Below are 16,010 nucleotides of genomic sequence, written 5' to 3'. Positions count from 1 at the left end.
TTCCGTGCGTCAAATGGTCAGGTTGTCGGCTGTTTTCACAGGTTGGGAAAAGGGTGGCGGAGCAGCGCTACGATGGCGGATATGTTCCTCGATGTTCCCCCGGTTTCAGGTCTCAGTGCCCCGTTCCCGATCCGCGTCTCGGACGTGTCACCGGGTGCGGTGGTGCGGGTCGGACTCCGGGCCACCGATGCAGCGGGGGTCGTCTGGTCCTCCATGACCGAGTTCACGGCGGACGGAGACGGGCGGGTCGACACCCGTTCATCCCTGCCGGGGGCCGCTGAATGGGGGCCCGCGAACAGCCTGGGACCGTTGTGGACGCTCCGGTCGGAACACGCGACACCCGGCCACGGATTCGCGCTGGAGCCGTCCGGCGCGGTCAGCCTGGATGTCCGGGTCCGGAGCACGGATGCGGCCCTCGGCGCCGGTGCGTCGCGCACGGTCGGCCGCCGCGCCCACGAGGTCGACGCGCCGCCGGTGTCGGGTGTCAGGTCGGCGCGTTTCTTCGTGCCGGACGACGGTGCACCGCATCCCGGAGTGGTGCTGCTCGGCGGCGCCGAGGGCGGTGTCCCCGCCGCAGCGGCGGCGGAGCTCGCGGACGGTGGCTGGTCCACCGTCGCCTGGGACTGGTTCCCCCGGGAGTCCGGCGGGGTCGACGTGGGTGAGCTCCGTGCGGCCCTCCGCACGTTCGTGGATAACCGGCTGGTCGCAGGTGGTCACGTCGCACTGGTCGGGAGGGGCCGGGGGGCGGAGCTCGCGTTGCTCCTCGCGGTGGCGGAACCGGATCTCGTCGGCCCCGTCGTCGCGCACTCGCCCACGGACGTGCGCACGAACGATCCGCACGCGGACCCCTCTGCCACGACGTACCTCGGGGAAGCAGGCCCGGCCGTGGATCTGCCCGCCCCGGAAATCGGTTCCGCATTCGCGCGCTTCCGGTCGAGGCTTCGACCGGCACTGGCCCACAAGCCACTGGAACTTGCCGGCTACTACGCGGACGCGCGTCGGAAGGCGGGGGAGGAAGCCGTGTCCGCGGCCCGGATCCCGGTCGAGCGGATGCGTGGTCCGCTGCTGGTGACCGCCGGAACCGCCGATGCGGTGTGGGACTCGGAGACCATGACGGGGGCACTCGCCCGGCGCGCCGCCGAGGCCGGGATCGACGCCTACGCCGTCGTGTACCCGGGTGCCGGGCACGGGGTGGGGTGGCCGTTCACCCCGGCGGGACTACCCGTACCCGACACGACCACCGCCTACGGCTCCACGGTGGCACTCGGCGGCGACCGGACCGCATCCGGCGCGGCGGCAGCACGATCGCGGGACGCGGTTCTCGAGTTCCTGGGCGAATTCCACGGCGGGGAGGCGCAGTGAGCGTCGGGATTCTCGCCGGTGTGGTCGCCGACCGGGTGATCCCGGATCCCCGCCGTGGACACCCCGTCGCGGTGTTCGGGAGCTGGGCCGCCCGGCTGGAGGGACTCTGCTACCGGGACTCCAGGGCCGCCGGCTGTCTGCACCTCGTGCTTTCGGTGGCTCCGCCGGTGGCGGCGACGGCGGTAGCGGCGCGCCGCGCGCCGCGGTTGACCACCGCCGTGTGTCTGTGGGCGGCTCTCGGTGGCACGATGCTGGAGCGGACCGGGACCCGCATGGGCGACGTCCTCGAATCCGGGGACACGTCCGCCGCCCGGGCACTGGTGCCGTGGCTGTGCTCCCGTGATCCGGAGCTTCTCGACGCCGCCGGGATGGCCAGGGCCGCTGTTGAGTCGCTCGCGGAGAACACCTCCGACGCGGCCATCGCGCCACTCGTGTGGGCGGCGGTCGGCGGAGCCCCGGCGGTGGTCGCGCACCGGGCGGTCAACACGCTCGATGCGATGGTCGGATACCGGAACGATCGCTACGGAAATTTCGGGTGGGCGGCCGCACGAACGGATGACGTGCTGGCGTGGTTGCCCGCCCGGGTGACCGCCCTGGTGCACACGGGTCTGGCGTACGCCGTCGGGCGGGGCGGAGACGCCGTGCGCGCCTGGCGGGAGGATGCACGGTCCCACCCGAGCCCCAATGCCGGCATCGTGGAGGCGACCGCGGCGGCCGCACTGGGTGTGCGTCTCGGGGGGCCCACCGTCTACGCTCACGGCGTCGAGAACCGGCCCGTCCTCGGCACGGGCCGGGAACCGGACGTGGCTGCGATCCGGGACGCCGTCAGGCTGTCCGGAAGGACCCAGGCCATCGCGACCGGCGTCGCCGTCGCCACGGCCGCGGTTCTGTCGCGCTGTGGGCGGAGCCGTCTGCGGGGCTCCCCTGGAGGACGGCTGGGTCGACCGCTCTACGTCGGCATCCGCAGAACGGCGGTGTAGAAGCCGTCCTCCCGCTTGCCGGAGTGCAGCAGTCCCGTTCCGGGCCCCTCCAGGAAACTGAGCGACGAATCCCCGGCCACGCGGTCACCCGACATGGCGAGAGCGGCGAGGAGTGACTGCATGGAGTCGACGCCCCCCGATGCGAATTCGACGTCGCCGTCCTTCAGCCCGGTGATGCGCCAGCGGGTCTCCCAGAAATCCTCGCCGCGGTTGACGGGGGCAGCGATCTCCACGGTGACGGAGCTTCCGTCCTCACGGTGCAGGGTGCGGCTGACCAGGGGCTGGATGGTGTTGTCCACGGCTAGAACCTCTCTTCATTCTTCTCGGCGATGGTGCGGTAGTGATCGGTGTGCCCGGAACCGTAGCGGGCGCGTCTGCGGAGTCGCTCCCGGGGCGGCCCGGGCGGCGGGGCGGCGTTCGAGATCTCTTCATCGTCCCGTGTGCCGTTGCCGGCATGCCGCGGTGCGTCAGGATCGTCCCCGGGTCCGTCCGCGTTCCCGGCCGGTGCCGGGGTGGCCGCCACGGCGGCCGCCTCCTCTTCCCGTTCCCGGCGGCGTTCCCGGATCTCGGCCCAGATGAAGTAGCCGAGTCCCAGTGGGGCCATGATCCCGAAGGCGATCCACTGGACCCCGTACGAGAGGTAGGGGCCAGCGTCGAGTTTCGGCAGCGGGACGGGATCGAGTTCCCCGGGGGAGCCCTCGGAGAGCTGGATGTAGTCCCGCCCGAGCGGAACCCCGGTGAGCTCGGCGATCTGCTCGGTGGAGATCCCGTGGACCTGGGTGTGGTCCTGTTCGGTGACGGGGGAACGCTCGGGGACCGCCTCGTTCCGGCGGAGATATCCCGAGATGGTGACCTCCCGGGTGGGTGCCGGGGGAACCTCCGGGATCTGCCCGGCCTCGACCGGGAGCCAACCGCGGTTGACCAGGAGTACGCCACCGTCGTCCAGCTCGAAGGGGATGAGTCCCTGAACCGCCGGCCGGTGATCGACGGGCCGTAGCCTCAGGAGCACCTCGGAGTCCGGCAGGTAGTGCCCGTCGAGGGTCACCCTGCGCCACTCCAGGTCGGGGTCGACCACCCCGTCGCGCCCGACGAGGGTGGTGACGGGGACCGGGTCCGTGTTGAAGGCCTGCTCGATGCGCTGGTTCCGGGCACTGGTGGCCTCGTTCTTCCCGAGCTGCCAGGGGGCGAGAACGGTGAAGGCGGTGTAGGCGAAGATGATCACCACGATTGCGGTGATGACCCATCCCGGGGTGAGAAACACCCGGAGCAGCGACAGGGGACCCTTGGATCCTCCGGGGCGTGCTGCGTCGGCGTTCACACCGGCCAGTCTAGTGCCCGGTGGCTGGACTACCGAAAATCACCGTTCCGACATGTCCGCGCAGGTCTCCCGCATCCAGTCGATCAGTCCGGGAACGGCGGCGTCGATCTGCTCGCGGACCACGGTGAAATCGTCGGAGGTGCCGTAGTAGGGGTCGGCGCAGTCGACCTCGCCGGCGGCGGGGTCGAAACCGCGTAGCAACCTGATCCGCTCGCGGGGCACGCCTGCGCCGCAGAGGGCACGCACGTGCCCGGAATCGAGGGCGACGAGCAGATCGGCGTCACGGTGCTCGTCCCCGAACTGGCTGGCGCGGTGGTCCGCGCCATCGTGGCCCGCGGCCTTGAGCTCGGCCAACGCCCGATCATCAGCGGGCTGGCCGACGTGCCAACCGCCCATTCCGCAGGACCGGAGGAGGACCCGGTCGGTGAGACCGGCCTCCTCGACGGCATCGCGCACGATGACCTCGGCCATGGGGGAGCGGCAGATGTTGCCGGTGCACACGAAGACGACGTACACGTCCTCGGTACGTTCCCTAACTCTGCTCGTTCCACTCATCGACTATGTCCTCCAGGTCTCGGGTGCTGGTCGCGGTCCAGCGGGCCTTCGCGTGTTCCTCGGCGTCACCGTACCCCCAGGCACAGGCCACTGCATCGATTCCGAAAGTGGCCGCACCGTCGAAATCGTGGATGCGGTCGCCGATCATGAGGATATCGGACTCGGTCCCCCGCAGGCCCAGGGAGTCGAGGACGTACGCGATGACCGACTCCTTGGAACGGCGCGGACCGTTCTCCTCCGCCGCGCCGAGGAAATCGATGGAATCGTACATCCCGTACCGTTCGAGGGATTTCCGGGCGAAGTGCTCGCCCTTCGAGGTGGCGGTGCAGACCCGGTAGCCCTTCTCCCGCCAGCGGGCGAGGAGCTCCCGCATGCCGGGATAAGGCTCCGCGTTCGCCCAGGACCCCTCACCGTAGTGCCGGAGGTAGATGCGCACCCCCTCCCGTGCCTGCTCCGGGGTCATTCCGATGGAACGCATCGTCAGCTCCATCGGGGGACCGGCTATCCGGGAGAGCACCTCCTCGCCCGGACGCGGTTGACCCATGGCGTCCAGGGCGTGCAGGAAGCTCGCCCGGATCCCCGGGTACGAATCGATGAGTGTGCCGTCCACGTCTATCAGCAGAGTTTTCACGCCCTCCAGTGTGACAGAACGTAATCTGGTCCGTGTGAACGAGGACGACCTGCTGCGGTACCACGGCGATCTCGCGACCGCCGGTGCGGTGGATCCCGGCTGCGGGATCGTGGACTTCGCCGTGAACGTACGTGCCCCGGGCCCCCCGGAGTGGCTGGCCGCCGCGCTGCGGGACGGGATCCCGGGCCTCGGGTCCTACCCGCCGGCAGCGGTCACCGACTCCGCGAGGGCCGCCGTGGCGGAGCACCACGGAGTGGACCCGGGGTGCGTGCTGCTGCTGTCCGGTGCCGCCGAGGGATTCTCGCTCATCGCCGGACTCGGCGCCCGGCACCCGGTCGTGGTGCATCCCGGATTCACCGAACCGGAGGCGGCCCTTCGGGCCGCCGGTGCACGGGTGGAGCGCATGGTGCTGGACGCACCGTTCACCCTGGCCGGTCGCACGCCACCCGAGGACGCCGACCTGGTCGTCATCGGCAACCCGACCAACCCGACCGGGGTGCTGCACCCGGCGGCCGTGATCCGCGGATGGTGCAGGCCAGGGCGGACCACCGTCGTCGACGAGGCATTCATGGATCTGACGGACGAGAGCTGTTCCCTCGCCGCCGAGGTCGCACGGCACCCCGGGCTGGTGGTGCTGCGCAGCCTCACCAAGACCTTCTCCCTCGCCGGGCTACGGTGCGGCTATCTGCTGGCCGCACCGGAACTGGTTCACGAACTCGCCGCCCGACGGCCCCACTGGCCACTGGGGACGCTCCAGGCGGTCGCGATCCGCACCGCTCTCAAGGAGGGCGCCGGGTTCGTCGCCGCGGAGACACGGGCCGTCGCCCGCCAGCGCACGGAGATGGTCAGCGCGTTGCTCGGGGCGGGGTTCACGGTGCACACCAGGTCCCGGGCACCGTACCTCCTCGTCACGCCGCCCGTCGACGATCCGGAGGCGACCCGTGTCGCGCTCGCGCGGCGGGGGATCGCCGTCCGCCGCTGCGACACCTTCCCCGGACTGGACAACACCCACTGGCGGCTCGCTGTGCGAGGCGCCCCGGAAGTTGCGACACTGGTGGAGGCAGTCACCGGACACACCCCGAACAACGTCAAGGAAAGAGAACGACAATGACCAGCACCGTCGCCGAGATCCGCCGGATCATGGACACCGCCTACCCGCCGCACCTCGCGGAGAGCTGGGACAGCGTCGGACTGATCTGCGGTGACCCCGACGCCCCCGTGGACAAGGTCGTGTTCGCCCTCGACTGCACCGACGAGGTCGCCCGGGCCGCGGTCGACGCCGGCGCCGACATGCTCATCGTCCACCACCCGCTCCTCCTGCGTGGTGTGGACAGCGTCGCGGCCGACACCCCGAAGGGCCGCGTCCTCCACACCCTGATCCGCGGGGGAGTGGCGCTGTTCGCCGCGCACACCAACGCGGACTCCGCCCGTCCCGGTGTCAACGACGCCCTCGCCGAGACCATCGGCATCACCCCGGGCCGCGCGGTCGCACCGAAACACGGCGCAGGTCCAGACAAGTGGGGTGTCCACATCCCCGCCCCCGACGTCGAGACCGTGAAGCAGGCGCTGTTCGACGCCGGCGCCGGGGCGATCGGGAACTACCGCGAATGCTCCTTCCAGTTCCCGGGGCAGGGCCAGTTCCGGCCCGTCGACGGGGCGAACCCGACACTCGGCTCCGTCGGAGAACTCGAGCACGTCGACGAGGTCCGCGTGGAGTTCGTGGCACCCCGGTCTCGCCGCGGAGCGATCACCGCCGCACTGCGCGCCGCCCACCCGTACGAGGAACCCGCCTTCGACATCACCGCCACCGAGGACGCCGGTGACCCGGACACCGTGCCGGGCCTCGGGCGGATCGGGGATCTGCCGGAGCCGATGCGCTTCGCCGACTTCGTGCAGCAGGTCGCCGACCGGCTCCCGGTCACCGAATGGGGCGTCCGCGCCGCCGGCGACCCGGACCGGATGGTCCGGAGGATCGCGGTGTGCTCGGGTTCCGGGGACAGTTTCCTCGACACGGTCGCCGGAATGGGGGACATCGACGTGTTCCTCACCTCGGATCTCAGGCACCACCCCGTGGACGAGCACCTGCGCGCCGGGGGCCCCGCCGTGATCGACACCGCGCACTGGGCGAGCGAATCGCCCTGGTGCGCCCGCGCCGCGGAACTCGTCGCCGACGAGGCCGGTGTCGACACCCGTGTCCTCGACATCCGCACCGATCCGTGGACCATCTCCCGGCACGCCCGCGATGAAGGGTAACGTGAACTCTCCCGTACCGTGATCACGGGCGGACACCGTGAAAACCCGTGAAACCACCGCACCGACCGAAGAACAGAAAGCACCACCGTGAAACTCGCCCCCGACCACCAGCGTCTCCTCCTCGAGCTCGCCGACACCGACGCGGCACTCACCGTCGACCGCGCGGAACCGACCCTCGAGGAACAGAAGGAGCTCGACGCCCTCATCGCGGAGCGGGCGAAGCTCCGGGACGGCGCGGCGGTGTCCAAGATGGGTGTCGAGGATCTGCGCCGTGATCTCGGGCGCCTCGACCATGACCTGGCGAAGCTCGAGCGCAGACAGAAGGCCGACCTCGACGGCCTCGGTGCCGCCACCGACATGGAGGACCGGCGCGATCTCGAGCACGATCTCGCGTCAACGCGCCGTCGTATCCGGAAGATCACGGAGGAGCGGGAGAACATGCGCCTCCGGATTGAGGCGACCGACCTCAACCACGACTCCGACGGGGCGCTGTTCGACGAGATCGAGGAGAAGATCGCCGCCGCCACCCGCGCCCGGGACGCTGCCCTGCAGGGACGGCGGTCCGCGCGTGCCGACCTCGAGATGAAGCGCGACCATCTCCGGTCCCGGCTCGCCGAGACGACCCCTGAGGCCCTCGACGCCTACGACGAACAGTACGAGTCCTTCGGCGTGGGGGCAGCCCGGTTCACCGGGAACTCGTGCACCGCCTGCTACCTCGTTCTGCCCGCCGCCGGGATCTCCCGGATCCGGGCCACCGCGAAAGACATCGTCCCCCGGTGCCCGGAGTGCGGCACCTGGCTGATCCGAAGCTGACCCGGTACCGGAAGAAACGTGGAGGACACGCTGTGAAGGTGATCATCGAAGCCGACGGAGGTTCCCGCGGCAACCCCGGAATCGCGGGCAGCGGAACCCTTCTGCTCGACGAACGGGGTGAGAGGATCCTCCGCAGGATCTCCGAGTTCGTGGGGAAGACGACCAACAACGTCGCCGAGTACCGCGGCCTGATCAACGGACTGGTCGCGGCCCACGAGCTGGGTGCCACCCGGGTCGAGGTCCGACTGGACTCCAAACTCGTCGTCGAACAGATGTCGGGACGCTGGAAGGTCAAGCACCCCGACATGAAGAGACTCGCCCTCGAGGCACGTGACCTCGCGTCCCGGTTCGAGAAGATCAACTACACCTGGATCCCACGGAAGAAGAACAGCCGGGCCGACGAACTGGCGAACATCGCGATGGACGCCGGCGCCGACGGTGCGGCACCCGGGAAGATCGACCTCGGGGAGCGCGCCGACGGGACACCGGAGCCCACCGCGGAACCCGCGGAACCCGACGCGAAGAACAGGTCAGCCACGCGTACCGCGGCGCCCACCTCCTGGAACGGCGCGGTCACCCACCCCACCCGCATGATCCTGCTCCGTCACGGGCAGACCGAGATGTCCGCGGAGCGCCGCTACTCCGGACGGGGCAACCCGCCACTCACCGCCGTGGGCAGACGGCAGGCGGAGCTCGCCGCAGCCATGCTCTCGGCACGCGGCGGCATCGACGCCATCGTGTCCTCACCGTTGGCCCGCACCCGCGAAACCGCGGAGACGTGCGCCGCGGCCCTCGGGATCGACGTCGACATCCTCGACGATCTCACCGAGCTCGACTTCGGCGACTGGGACGGCCTGACCTTCGCGCAGGCCCGGGAGGCGGACCCGGAGCTGCACGCGAAATGGCTGACCGACACCTCGGTGTCGCCACCCGGCGGGGAGTCGCTCCAGGCGGCGTACCGCCGCATCAGGCGTGCGAAGAAGCACATCGTGGACACCTACGGCGAAGCGAACGTCCTCGTCGTCAGTCACGTCACCCCGATCAAGGGCATACTCCGCCTCGCCCTCGACGCCGGTCCCGGCATCTTCCACCGTATGCACCTGGATCTCGCGTCCCTGTCCGTCGCCGAGTTCTACGCCGACGGGCCGACGACCGTCCGACTCGTCAACGAGACCTCCCACCTGCGCTGATCCTCCCCGGACACGGGCGGCTCATGCGACCGGGCCGGGGCACGGTACAGTGACGGATGCGAATGAGTCGACCGGGCGGTCGCGGCCGGTGAAACGGCGGACGGGTTCACCCCGTCCGTGCAGACACCGTGCCGAGGAAAGTCCGGACTCCACAGTGGCAGGGTGGTTGTCAACGGCAACCCAGGGTGACCTGCGGGACAGTGCCACAGAAAACAAACCGCCCCGGATCCCGGGAAACCGGGTCGCGGGGTAAGGGTGAAACGGTGCGGTAAGAGCGCACCAGCACCGCAGGTGACTGCGGTGGCTAGGTAAACCCCACCCGGAGCAAGGTAAGAGGGCGCACCGACGGATCCTCGCGGAGACACCGGTGTGCCTGCGCGGACGACCGAGGGCTGCCCGCCCGAGTCCGCGGGTCAACCGCTCGAGGCGCCCAGCGATGGTGCGTCCAGATGGATGACCGCCACCGCGCCGGTCACACGGCGCGGTACAGAATCCGGCTTACAGGTCGGCTCATTCGCCCCAAACCTCCCCGGTCACGGGACCACGTGTGAATCCCCGGGGCCGCGCAGACCTCGGAACGGCTCGTCGACCACGACCGGATCACCGCGTGCGCGGAGACACTCGGGGTGCACCGGCACACCATCCGCACCCGGCTGGCCCGGATCAGCGAGGTCACCGGGGTGGATCTGCCGGATCCGGTGGCGTGCGCGGAGCTGCTGCCGGTTATCGTCACGCGAACAGGTGGTGAATGACCGCATCCATGATCGCCGGATGTGCCAGAATCGGACCCCATGAGACTCTATGCGGCAGCACTCGACTTCAGCGGCATCGCCGAGGAGTTCGGGATCGTCCGCGACTTCGACGGGGAGGTCAGCCGGGAGGCCGCCACCGCCGGAGACCGGTACGCGGAGCAGCGTGTCGACAGGAGGGACATCGAATTGGTCACCATCGATCCCGAGGGATCCATGGACCTCGACCAGGCGGTGTGCATCCTGCCCGACGGCGACGGATACCTCGTGCACTACGCGATCGCGGATGTCGCCGCGTTCGTCGACCCCGTCGGATCGGTGGCCGCGGAATCACTGCGCCGGGGACAGACCATCTACCTGCCGGACGGCCCCGCACGCCTGCACCCGCCGGCACTGTCCGAGGGATCCGCGAGCCTCCTGCCCGGGGTCGACCGCCCGGCGGTCCTGTGGAGCATGCGACTCGACGCCCGCGGCGAAGTGACGGGACATGATCTCACCCGCGCACTGGTCCGGAGCCGGGCACGGTTCAACTACGTCGAGACCACGGCCGACATGGAGAACGGAACGCTGCACCCGGCGATCCGGCTGCTCCCGGACGTCGGTGAGCTGAGGTCCCGGACGGCGCTGCGCCGCAGGGCGGTCTCCCTGAGCACACCGGCCCAGAGCGTCGGCAGGCAACCCGACGGCCGTTACCGGCTCGATGTCGAGCCTCGCCTGGCCATGATGGAGTACAACTCCGAGATCTCGCTGCTCACCGGGATGATCGCCGGACGGATGATGGCCTCCGCGGGCATCGGCATTCTCCGCACCCTCGCACCGGCGGACCCCGCCGATCTCTGGGAATTCGCCGCCGAGGTCGCCGCCCTCGGCTACACCTACGACCCCGCCGACCCGATCGGCACATTCCTCGACGGGGTCGACGTCACCGGGCCGAAGGGCATGGCCGTCATGCGCGAGGCCCAGAAACTCCTGCGCGGCGCCGGATACGAGATCCTCACCGGGGAGGACGGAGAGACTCCCGAGGAGTTCACCCACGCCGGTGTCGGAGGCCACTACGCCCACGTCACCGCGCCCCTGCGCCGCCTGGTCGACCGCTACGCCACCGAGTTCTGCCTCGCGATCCACAACGGCACTCCGATCCCGGACTGGACCGAGGACGGTGCCACCGACGTCGTGGAGACGATGCACAGGACGGCCCCGCTGGCCAGTGGGGTGGACCGGGCGTGCCTCAACCTCGTGGAGGCCACCGTCCTCGAACCGTGGGTGGGGGAGACCTTCAGCGCCGTCGTCCTCGCGACGTCGGAATCCTCGGGAAGCGCGCGGATATTCATCGCCGAACCACCCGTGGTCGCCCGCTGCACCGGGACACCGGAGCAGGGAACGCGGGTCACCGTCCGTCTCGACGGCGTCGACACCGCCAGACGTGAGGTCTCCTTCTCCTGGGTCCCCTGACCGTCCGGGAGGCCCGGTCAGTTCCAGTGGTCCGGATCGTCAGCGACCTCCGCCGGTCGGCCACCGGCCAGTGGGATGACCAACAGACCGTCGTCGGCCAGCCGCAGCGCCGCATCTTCGGCACCCCGCCCCTCCGCTCCGGCCGGGAACCAGGCGATCACCGCGCCGGAGGCTCCCGCGTGCGCGGCTCTGGCCGCGGCCGCCCCCCGGCTCCGGCACAACTGCACCAGGGCGTCCGTGTCGGAGCCGAGTCCGAACGCGGCGCAGGTCTGCACCTGTGAATCGGTCAGTCGGGCGAGTGCCTCGGTGGTCCGGCGCGAACGCAGGAGAGCCGCGCAGTCGGACGCCCGCCGGGTCTCGGCGGTGAGATAGGACATCCATCCGGAGGCCTCAGCCACCGGGGGATGTGCACCGGCCCCCCTCACCTCGTGCACGGTCTCCAGCCAGTCGATCACCCGCTCCTCGGAATCGGGCAGCAGCCGGAGTGACGGAACCCCGTAGGTCCGCGAGGCGAGCGCGATGAAGTCACCCCGTCGACGGAGTTCCGGGATCCGGTTGTCCGGGGGATCGGTGATCCGGCCCGGAACCGTGACGAGATAGGGGCGGTAACCGCCTGGCACGGGCGAGGGGGCGTGGGTGACGGAGCCGTCCGCGTAGTCGATGACCGACAGATTCCTCTCGGTGCCGCCCCGGAGCGCCGTGGTGTGCCGGGCCCGCAGCGGGGGAGTGGCTCCGAAGAGGGTCGCGGCCTGGGTGCAGATTTCCGCCACCCGGGCCCGCAGCGGGGCGTCCGGCTGATGGCCCGTGAGATCCGCCAGACCGAGTGCGAACGCCGCTTCCGCGGATGACCGGCCCCCGAGACCACAGTGCGGGGGAATGTCCGAGACCACCGTGATGTCGAAGCCCGGGGTCTCACGGCTGATCAGCTGCCGGTGGATCATCATCCAGGCCACGCCGCCGAGCCGGTTCGCCCAGTCGTCTCCGCCGTCTCCGCCGCCGTGCGGCGGTGGCGGGCACGCTGCTCCAGCGTCGGGATCGTCCTGCTCGGACTGGTGCCGGTTCGCGTGAGCCGCGAGCTGCGTCATCGTCACCTCGCCCGTGACCGGTACACTTCGGCCGTCGGCGTCGGTACGCAGCACCCGAACCCGGACCAGGTCATCGGTTCGGCGGGACGCCGCGACGACGACCTGCCTGGCGGAGACACCGGTAAGGACGACCCCTCCGTAGGAGTCGGTGTGCTCACCGATCACCGGGAAGGTGGCGGGCGCGGCGGCGACGAGACCCGGTTCGGTCCCGTAGCTGCTCCGGTGCTCGTCGAGCGCGGTGTTCCGGACGGAATCGTCCGCGATCGGCCACATCAGGTTGGTCAAGAAATCGGCTCCTCGGATCGGTGACGGACACTCCCACTGTAGTCGGCCGGCGGTTCACCGGCGGGGTGGGTGCGCCCCGCACCCGACGGCGGGTCCGCCGGTAATCTTGGGATACGTCACCGCCGCGCTGACGGGTGTCGCCCGTCACCGGCGCAGCGTACCCTCCCGGCGGTCCGCCGGGGCTGGACAACCGTGCCGGCATTACGCCGGACTTATGTGAGGAGTGACCGATCATGGACCCCGTGACCCCCGAGGACCGGAAGTGGTACTACAACCCCGAGACCGGCGAGGTGTCGGCCGGCAAGCAGGGTAGCTGGGCCAGCCGCATGGGCCCCTACGACTCCGAGGAGGAGGCCCGGCACGCCATGGACATCGCGAGACAGCGCAACCGCCAGGCGGACTCCCTCGACCGCGAGGACGACTCGTGGGGCGAGGCCCCCTCCTGGGAGCGGGACGCGGGCAACTGACCTGCGGGAGGGGAAGGGGATCAGTGCTTCCTCTTCCCCTCCTTCTTCCCTGATTTACCCGATTTCCCCGACTTGCCCTCGGCCCTACGGCGGGCCTTCCTGCGCTGGTTGTCCAGCTCCGAATACGCGTCGACGACGCTGTCCATCGTCTTCCGGTACCCGGCCAGAGCCTGCTCGCCGTTGCTCATCTCCCGCTGGTACAGAAGGCCGTGGATGAAGGTGTCCGCACCACCCTCGGCACGTGCCTGCTCCGCCTTGGCCAGGAGAACGTCGCGCGAGGTGACCGCGTCCTGGAAATCACCGAGGACGGACTGCATCCTGCTGCACGCCTTGTACAGGTGCTTCGTCCTGAGCCCCGTGGCCGCACCGACGGCCTCGGCCGAGTAGCGCAGCTTCTTCGCCGACTTCCGGATCCGGTGGATGTTCTCCTCCCGCTCACGCAGCGGGACGGACGGGTCCTCCCAGACCGACATCGCGTGGTCGTGGCGGGCGAGAAGCTTCCGGTACGCACGTCCGAGATGATCCAGCAGCACCTCTGCCGTCGGGTCCGTGGCCCCCCGGCTCCCCTTCGCGCCGACGTCTCCGCGGAACGGTGGATCGGCGAGCAGATCCTCCAGCTCGCCGAGCAGACGCAGGTAGTCCGGGGAGTTCAGGTACTCCACCACCCGGGCGTGTGCGTCGCGGTAGTCGGCGCGGACGGAGTCGACGAGAGCGGCCGCCGTTTCGGGGGCCATGACCCCCGCATCCCCGTCGGAGGTCAGCTCCCGGAAACGCTCGGCGACTACCTCCGCATCGCGGGCGACGCCGAGTACAGAGGCCAGTTCCCGGAGCCCACGTGCGGTACCCCGGTAGCTCTCACCGTCCATCACCCCGTCGAAGGTCTCGAGATGGCTGCGGAGTTCCCGCGTGGCGACGCGCATCTGGTGCACCGAGTCCCACTCGTCCACCCGGACCCGGGGGTCGTAGTCCAGCAGTCTGCGGTAGTTGTGCTCCAGTGCCGCGAGTACACCGGCCTCCGCCGAATCCGGGGCCAGCTCCGCGACTCCCGGCGGGCGCGGGGCGTCATCGATGGAGTTCCCGAGCGCTGCGACCAGCTTCGACGGGCTCCCGGAGGGTTCCGCACCGGCGGCCCCGAACAGCTCGGTCGCGGATTCGATCAGGTCCGCTCCGGCGTCGGTGCCGGCGTAGTCGTCCGAGAGCTCGATCTCCCATTCCCGCCAGGTCGTCCTGTCCCCGCCGGGGAGAAGCGACCACGCGGTGACGTGGTCGTCGCAGAACTCGGCGCACACGGTCCCTCCGGCGTCCGTCAACGTCGACACGTGACGCTCGTTGTCCACCCGCGCGATCGGGATGAGCGGCAGATCCCGGACGATCGCCCGCACCGGATCGATGAGCGGCTCCGGAACGGTGTTCGCGTCAGCGTCATCGTCAGTCAGATCGTGGTGGAGCTCCCGGCGGCCGCCGTCCCCCGGAAGTTTCGCGTGCCACCCGGCGTCGGTTCCCCCGGTCCGGCGGCGCAGGGTGATCCTCGAACGGGTGAGCCGCAGGTCCCCGGTGTCGTAGTAGACGGCGGACAGTTCGTGTACCGCGGTATCCGCGACCCTCTCCACACCGGAGACACCGGTCAGATCCGGGACCTCCGTGTCGTCGGCGACGGCGAATTTCGCTTCGACCTCAAAAAACTCACGAGTGGACATGTGTCCGTTTCTACCAGCTTTACCTCCCCTGCATAGGGGAGCGGAAGGAGCGGGGGCGGCGCAGATCAGCAGCCCTCCGGCGCGGCGTCCGCGAATCGGTCCGTGGCGGCAACGAGAGCACGGGATATCTCCCGCTCCATCTGCGAGTGACCGGAGGTCGGGCAGATGGTCAGATCCGCCTCCGGCCAGGCCCGGTGCAGGTCCCAGGCGCTCCGCGCGGGGCACACCACGTCGTAGCGTCCCTGGACGATCACAGCCGGTATGTGCCGGATCCGGTCGATGTTGGCTTTCTCCAGCAGCTGCCCCTCCCGCATGAACGCACCGTTGACGAAGTAGTGGTTCTCGATCCTCGCGAAGGCGAGCGCGTAGTCGTCGGGCAGGTTCCCGTCGACATCGTCCGGGACAACCAGCGCGGAGGTCGATTTCTCCCAGGTCGTCCAGGCTCGGGCCGCCCGTAGCGCTGTCGCCCGGTCCGGATCGGACAGCAGCCGGTGATACTCCGCGATCAGGTCGAGGCCCGCGGCATCGTCACCACCGTGGGCACGCCGCACCGGCTCGAGATATCCCTCCCAGAGATCCGGGAACAGGTGATCCGCACCGCCGTTGTAGAACCAGTCCAGTTCGCTGCGCCGGAGCAGGAAGACGCCCCGCAGGACGAGTTCCCGGACCCGGTCCGGGTGCGCCTGGGCGTAGGCCAGTGAGAGCGTCGAACCCCAGGAACCGCCGAACACCTGCCACCCGGACACCCCGAGGTGCTCACGCAGTTTCTCCATGTCCGAGATGAGGTGCGCGGTGGTGTTCGTCGCCAGGGCACGGTCCAGGTCGGTGGCCGGATCGGCGAGATGCGGTGTCGATCGCCCGCAGCCCCGCTGATCGAACATGATCACGCGGTAACGGTCCGGGTCGAAGAACCGGGACACCGCGGGATCACTCGCCCCTCCCGGTCCGCCGTGCACGACTATCACGGGGCGTCCCCCCGGATTGCCGTGGACCTCGTAGTGGATCAGCTGTCCGTCCCCGACGTCGAGACGTCCGGACTCGTGTGCTTCGGTCACCGGGTGAAATTCCGTGGGCACCGGTTGTCCTCCTCGCGGTGTTCTAGGGTGGTGCTCCGCCCCGGATCCGACAGAGACCCCGGGCGGTCGGCGAGTATACCCCTGCCCCGTGGAAGTC

Annotated in this window: 16 protein-coding genes and 1 other RNA gene; 10 read left to right on the top strand and 7 right to left on the bottom strand. The window is 70.0% G+C overall.

Annotated elements, in window-relative coordinates; all coding sequences use genetic code 11:
- Window positions 1-72 precede the first annotated feature (72 nt).
- Window positions 73-1,362 carry an acyl-CoA thioesterase/bile acid-CoA:amino acid N-acyltransferase family protein gene (locus tag KRX55_RS00745; protein ID WP_218405962.1) on the top strand — a complete coding sequence of 430 codons (1,290 nt, stop codon included), beginning with the start codon at window positions 73-75 and terminating at the stop codon, window positions 1,360-1,362.
- On the top strand, window positions 1,359-2,342 hold the full coding sequence (locus KRX55_RS00740; RefSeq protein WP_218405961.1) for a cobalamin biosynthesis protein: 984 nt from the start codon (window positions 1,359-1,361) through the stop codon (window positions 2,340-2,342). Before KRX55_RS00745 ends, KRX55_RS00740 begins: the two co-directional genes overlap by 4 nt.
- On the opposite strand, the gene KRX55_RS00735 is transcribed toward KRX55_RS00740, so the two are convergent.
- The 4 genes from KRX55_RS00735 to KRX55_RS00720 are packed head-to-tail and all read right to left on the bottom strand — an operon-like array spanning window position 2,312 to window position 4,846.
- Window positions 2,312-2,641 carry a DUF6968 family protein gene (locus tag KRX55_RS00735; protein WP_218405960.1) on the bottom strand — a complete coding sequence of 110 codons (330 nt, stop codon included), beginning with the start codon at window positions 2,639-2,641 and terminating at the stop codon, window positions 2,312-2,314. The genes KRX55_RS00740 and KRX55_RS00735 overlap by 31 nt on opposite strands.
- A gap of 2 nt (window positions 2,642-2,643) precedes the next feature.
- Window positions 2,644-3,660 carry an SURF1 family cytochrome oxidase biogenesis protein gene (locus KRX55_RS00730; protein WP_370625715.1) on the bottom strand — a complete coding sequence of 339 codons (1,017 nt, stop codon included), beginning with the start codon at window positions 3,658-3,660 and terminating at the stop codon, window positions 2,644-2,646.
- A 39-nt stretch (window positions 3,661-3,699) separates the two neighbouring features.
- Window positions 3,700-4,215, bottom strand: a complete 516-nt coding sequence (locus KRX55_RS00725; protein WP_218405959.1) for a low molecular weight protein-tyrosine-phosphatase — start codon at window positions 4,213-4,215, stop codon at window positions 3,700-3,702.
- Window positions 4,193-4,846: an HAD-IA family hydrolase gene (locus KRX55_RS00720; protein WP_370625714.1), complete on the bottom strand. Its 654-nt coding sequence runs from the start codon at window positions 4,844-4,846 to the stop codon at window positions 4,193-4,195. The genes KRX55_RS00725 and KRX55_RS00720 overlap by 23 nt, the downstream gene beginning before the upstream one ends.
- Before the next feature lie 34 nt (window positions 4,847-4,880).
- Between KRX55_RS00720 and cobC the strand changes: the two genes are divergently transcribed.
- The 7 genes from cobC to KRX55_RS00685 all read left to right on the top strand — a co-directional run bounded on the left by cobC (window position 4,881) and on the right by KRX55_RS00685 (window position 11,303).
- Entirely contained in the window at window positions 4,881-5,957 is a 1,077-nt protein-coding gene (cobC, locus tag KRX55_RS00715; RefSeq protein WP_370625713.1) for an Rv2231c family pyridoxal phosphate-dependent protein CobC, read from the top strand.
- Entirely contained in the window at window positions 5,954-7,099 is a 1,146-nt protein-coding gene (locus KRX55_RS00710; RefSeq protein WP_218405957.1) for a Nif3-like dinuclear metal center hexameric protein, read from the top strand. The genes cobC and KRX55_RS00710 overlap by 4 nt, the downstream gene beginning before the upstream one ends.
- 87 nt (window positions 7,100-7,186) lie before the next feature.
- Window positions 7,187-7,912: a zinc ribbon domain-containing protein gene (locus KRX55_RS11985; protein WP_218405956.1), complete on the top strand. Its 726-nt coding sequence runs from the start codon at window positions 7,187-7,189 to the stop codon at window positions 7,910-7,912.
- A 32-nt stretch (window positions 7,913-7,944) separates the two neighbouring features.
- Window positions 7,945-9,102, top strand: a complete 1,158-nt coding sequence (locus KRX55_RS00700) for a bifunctional RNase H/acid phosphatase (protein WP_218405955.1) — start codon at window positions 7,945-7,947, stop codon at window positions 9,100-9,102.
- 63 nt (window positions 9,103-9,165) lie between these two features.
- An RNA gene (gene rnpB, locus KRX55_RS00695) (RNase P RNA component class A) lies at window positions 9,166-9,619 on the top strand.
- Between the two features lie 34 nt (window positions 9,620-9,653).
- Entirely contained in the window at window positions 9,654-9,854 is a 201-nt protein-coding gene (locus tag KRX55_RS00690) for a helix-turn-helix domain-containing protein (protein ID WP_218406205.1), read from the top strand.
- A gap of 39 nt (window positions 9,855-9,893) precedes the next feature.
- Window positions 9,894-11,303 (top strand): RNB domain-containing ribonuclease, encoded by a 1,410-nt coding sequence (locus tag KRX55_RS00685; protein ID WP_218405954.1) that lies wholly within the window; start codon window positions 9,894-9,896, stop codon window positions 11,301-11,303.
- Between the two features lie 17 nt (window positions 11,304-11,320).
- On the opposite strand, the gene KRX55_RS00680 is transcribed toward KRX55_RS00685, so the two are convergent.
- Window positions 11,321-12,673, bottom strand: coding sequence for a galactokinase family protein (locus KRX55_RS00680; RefSeq protein ID WP_218405953.1), 1,353 nt, complete (start codon window positions 12,671-12,673; stop codon window positions 11,321-11,323).
- Window positions 12,674-12,906: 233 nt separating this feature from the next.
- Here KRX55_RS00680 and KRX55_RS00675 point away from each other — a divergent pair, with 233 nt between their 5' ends.
- Window positions 12,907-13,140, top strand: a complete 234-nt coding sequence (locus KRX55_RS00675) for a hypothetical protein (protein WP_218405952.1) — start codon at window positions 12,907-12,909, stop codon at window positions 13,138-13,140.
- Window positions 13,141-13,160: 20 nt separating this feature from the next.
- Here KRX55_RS00675 and KRX55_RS00670 read toward each other — a convergent pair whose 3' ends face one another.
- Together KRX55_RS00670 and pip are read right to left on the bottom strand one after the other, a co-directional pair.
- On the bottom strand, window positions 13,161-14,837 hold the full coding sequence (locus KRX55_RS00670) for a CYTH and CHAD domain-containing protein (RefSeq protein WP_218405951.1): 1,677 nt from the start codon (window positions 14,835-14,837) through the stop codon (window positions 13,161-13,163).
- A 65-nt stretch (window positions 14,838-14,902) separates the two neighbouring features.
- Window positions 14,903-15,892 carry a prolyl aminopeptidase gene (gene pip / locus KRX55_RS00665; protein WP_370625712.1) on the bottom strand — a complete coding sequence of 330 codons (990 nt, stop codon included), beginning with the start codon at window positions 15,890-15,892 and terminating at the stop codon, window positions 14,903-14,905.
- Window positions 15,893-16,010 lie beyond the last annotated feature (118 nt).

Origin of the sequence: Corynebacterium sp. TAE3-ERU16, assembly GCF_019209935.1 — a bacterium.
GTDB lineage: Bacteria > Actinomycetota > Actinomycetes > Mycobacteriales > Mycobacteriaceae > Corynebacterium > Corynebacterium antarcticum.
Note: the sequence above shows the minus strand (reverse complement) of the source record. Positions and strands in the feature narration are given on the sequence as shown.

What these genes read in the sequence shown, in the direction of transcription:
- KRX55_RS00745 (WP_218405962.1), top strand. Translation starts at nt 73, where the DNA reads ATGGCGGATATGTTCCTCGATGTTCCCCCGGTTTCAGGTCTCAGTGCC.
- KRX55_RS00725 (WP_218405959.1), bottom strand. Translation starts at nt 4,215, where the DNA reads ATGAGTGGAACGAGCAGAGTTAGGGAACGTACCGAGGACGTGTACGTC.
- KRX55_RS00710 (WP_218405957.1), top strand. Translation starts at nt 5,954, where the DNA reads ATGACCAGCACCGTCGCCGAGATCCGCCGGATCATGGACACCGCCTAC.
- KRX55_RS00685 (WP_218405954.1), top strand. Translation starts at nt 9,894, where the DNA reads ATGAGACTCTATGCGGCAGCACTCGACTTCAGCGGCATCGCCGAGGAG.
- KRX55_RS00675 (WP_218405952.1), top strand. Translation starts at nt 12,907, where the DNA reads ATGGACCCCGTGACCCCCGAGGACCGGAAGTGGTACTACAACCCCGAG.
- KRX55_RS00670 (WP_218405951.1), bottom strand. Translation starts at nt 14,837, where the DNA reads ATGTCCACTCGTGAGTTTTTTGAGGTCGAAGCGAAATTCGCCGTCGCC.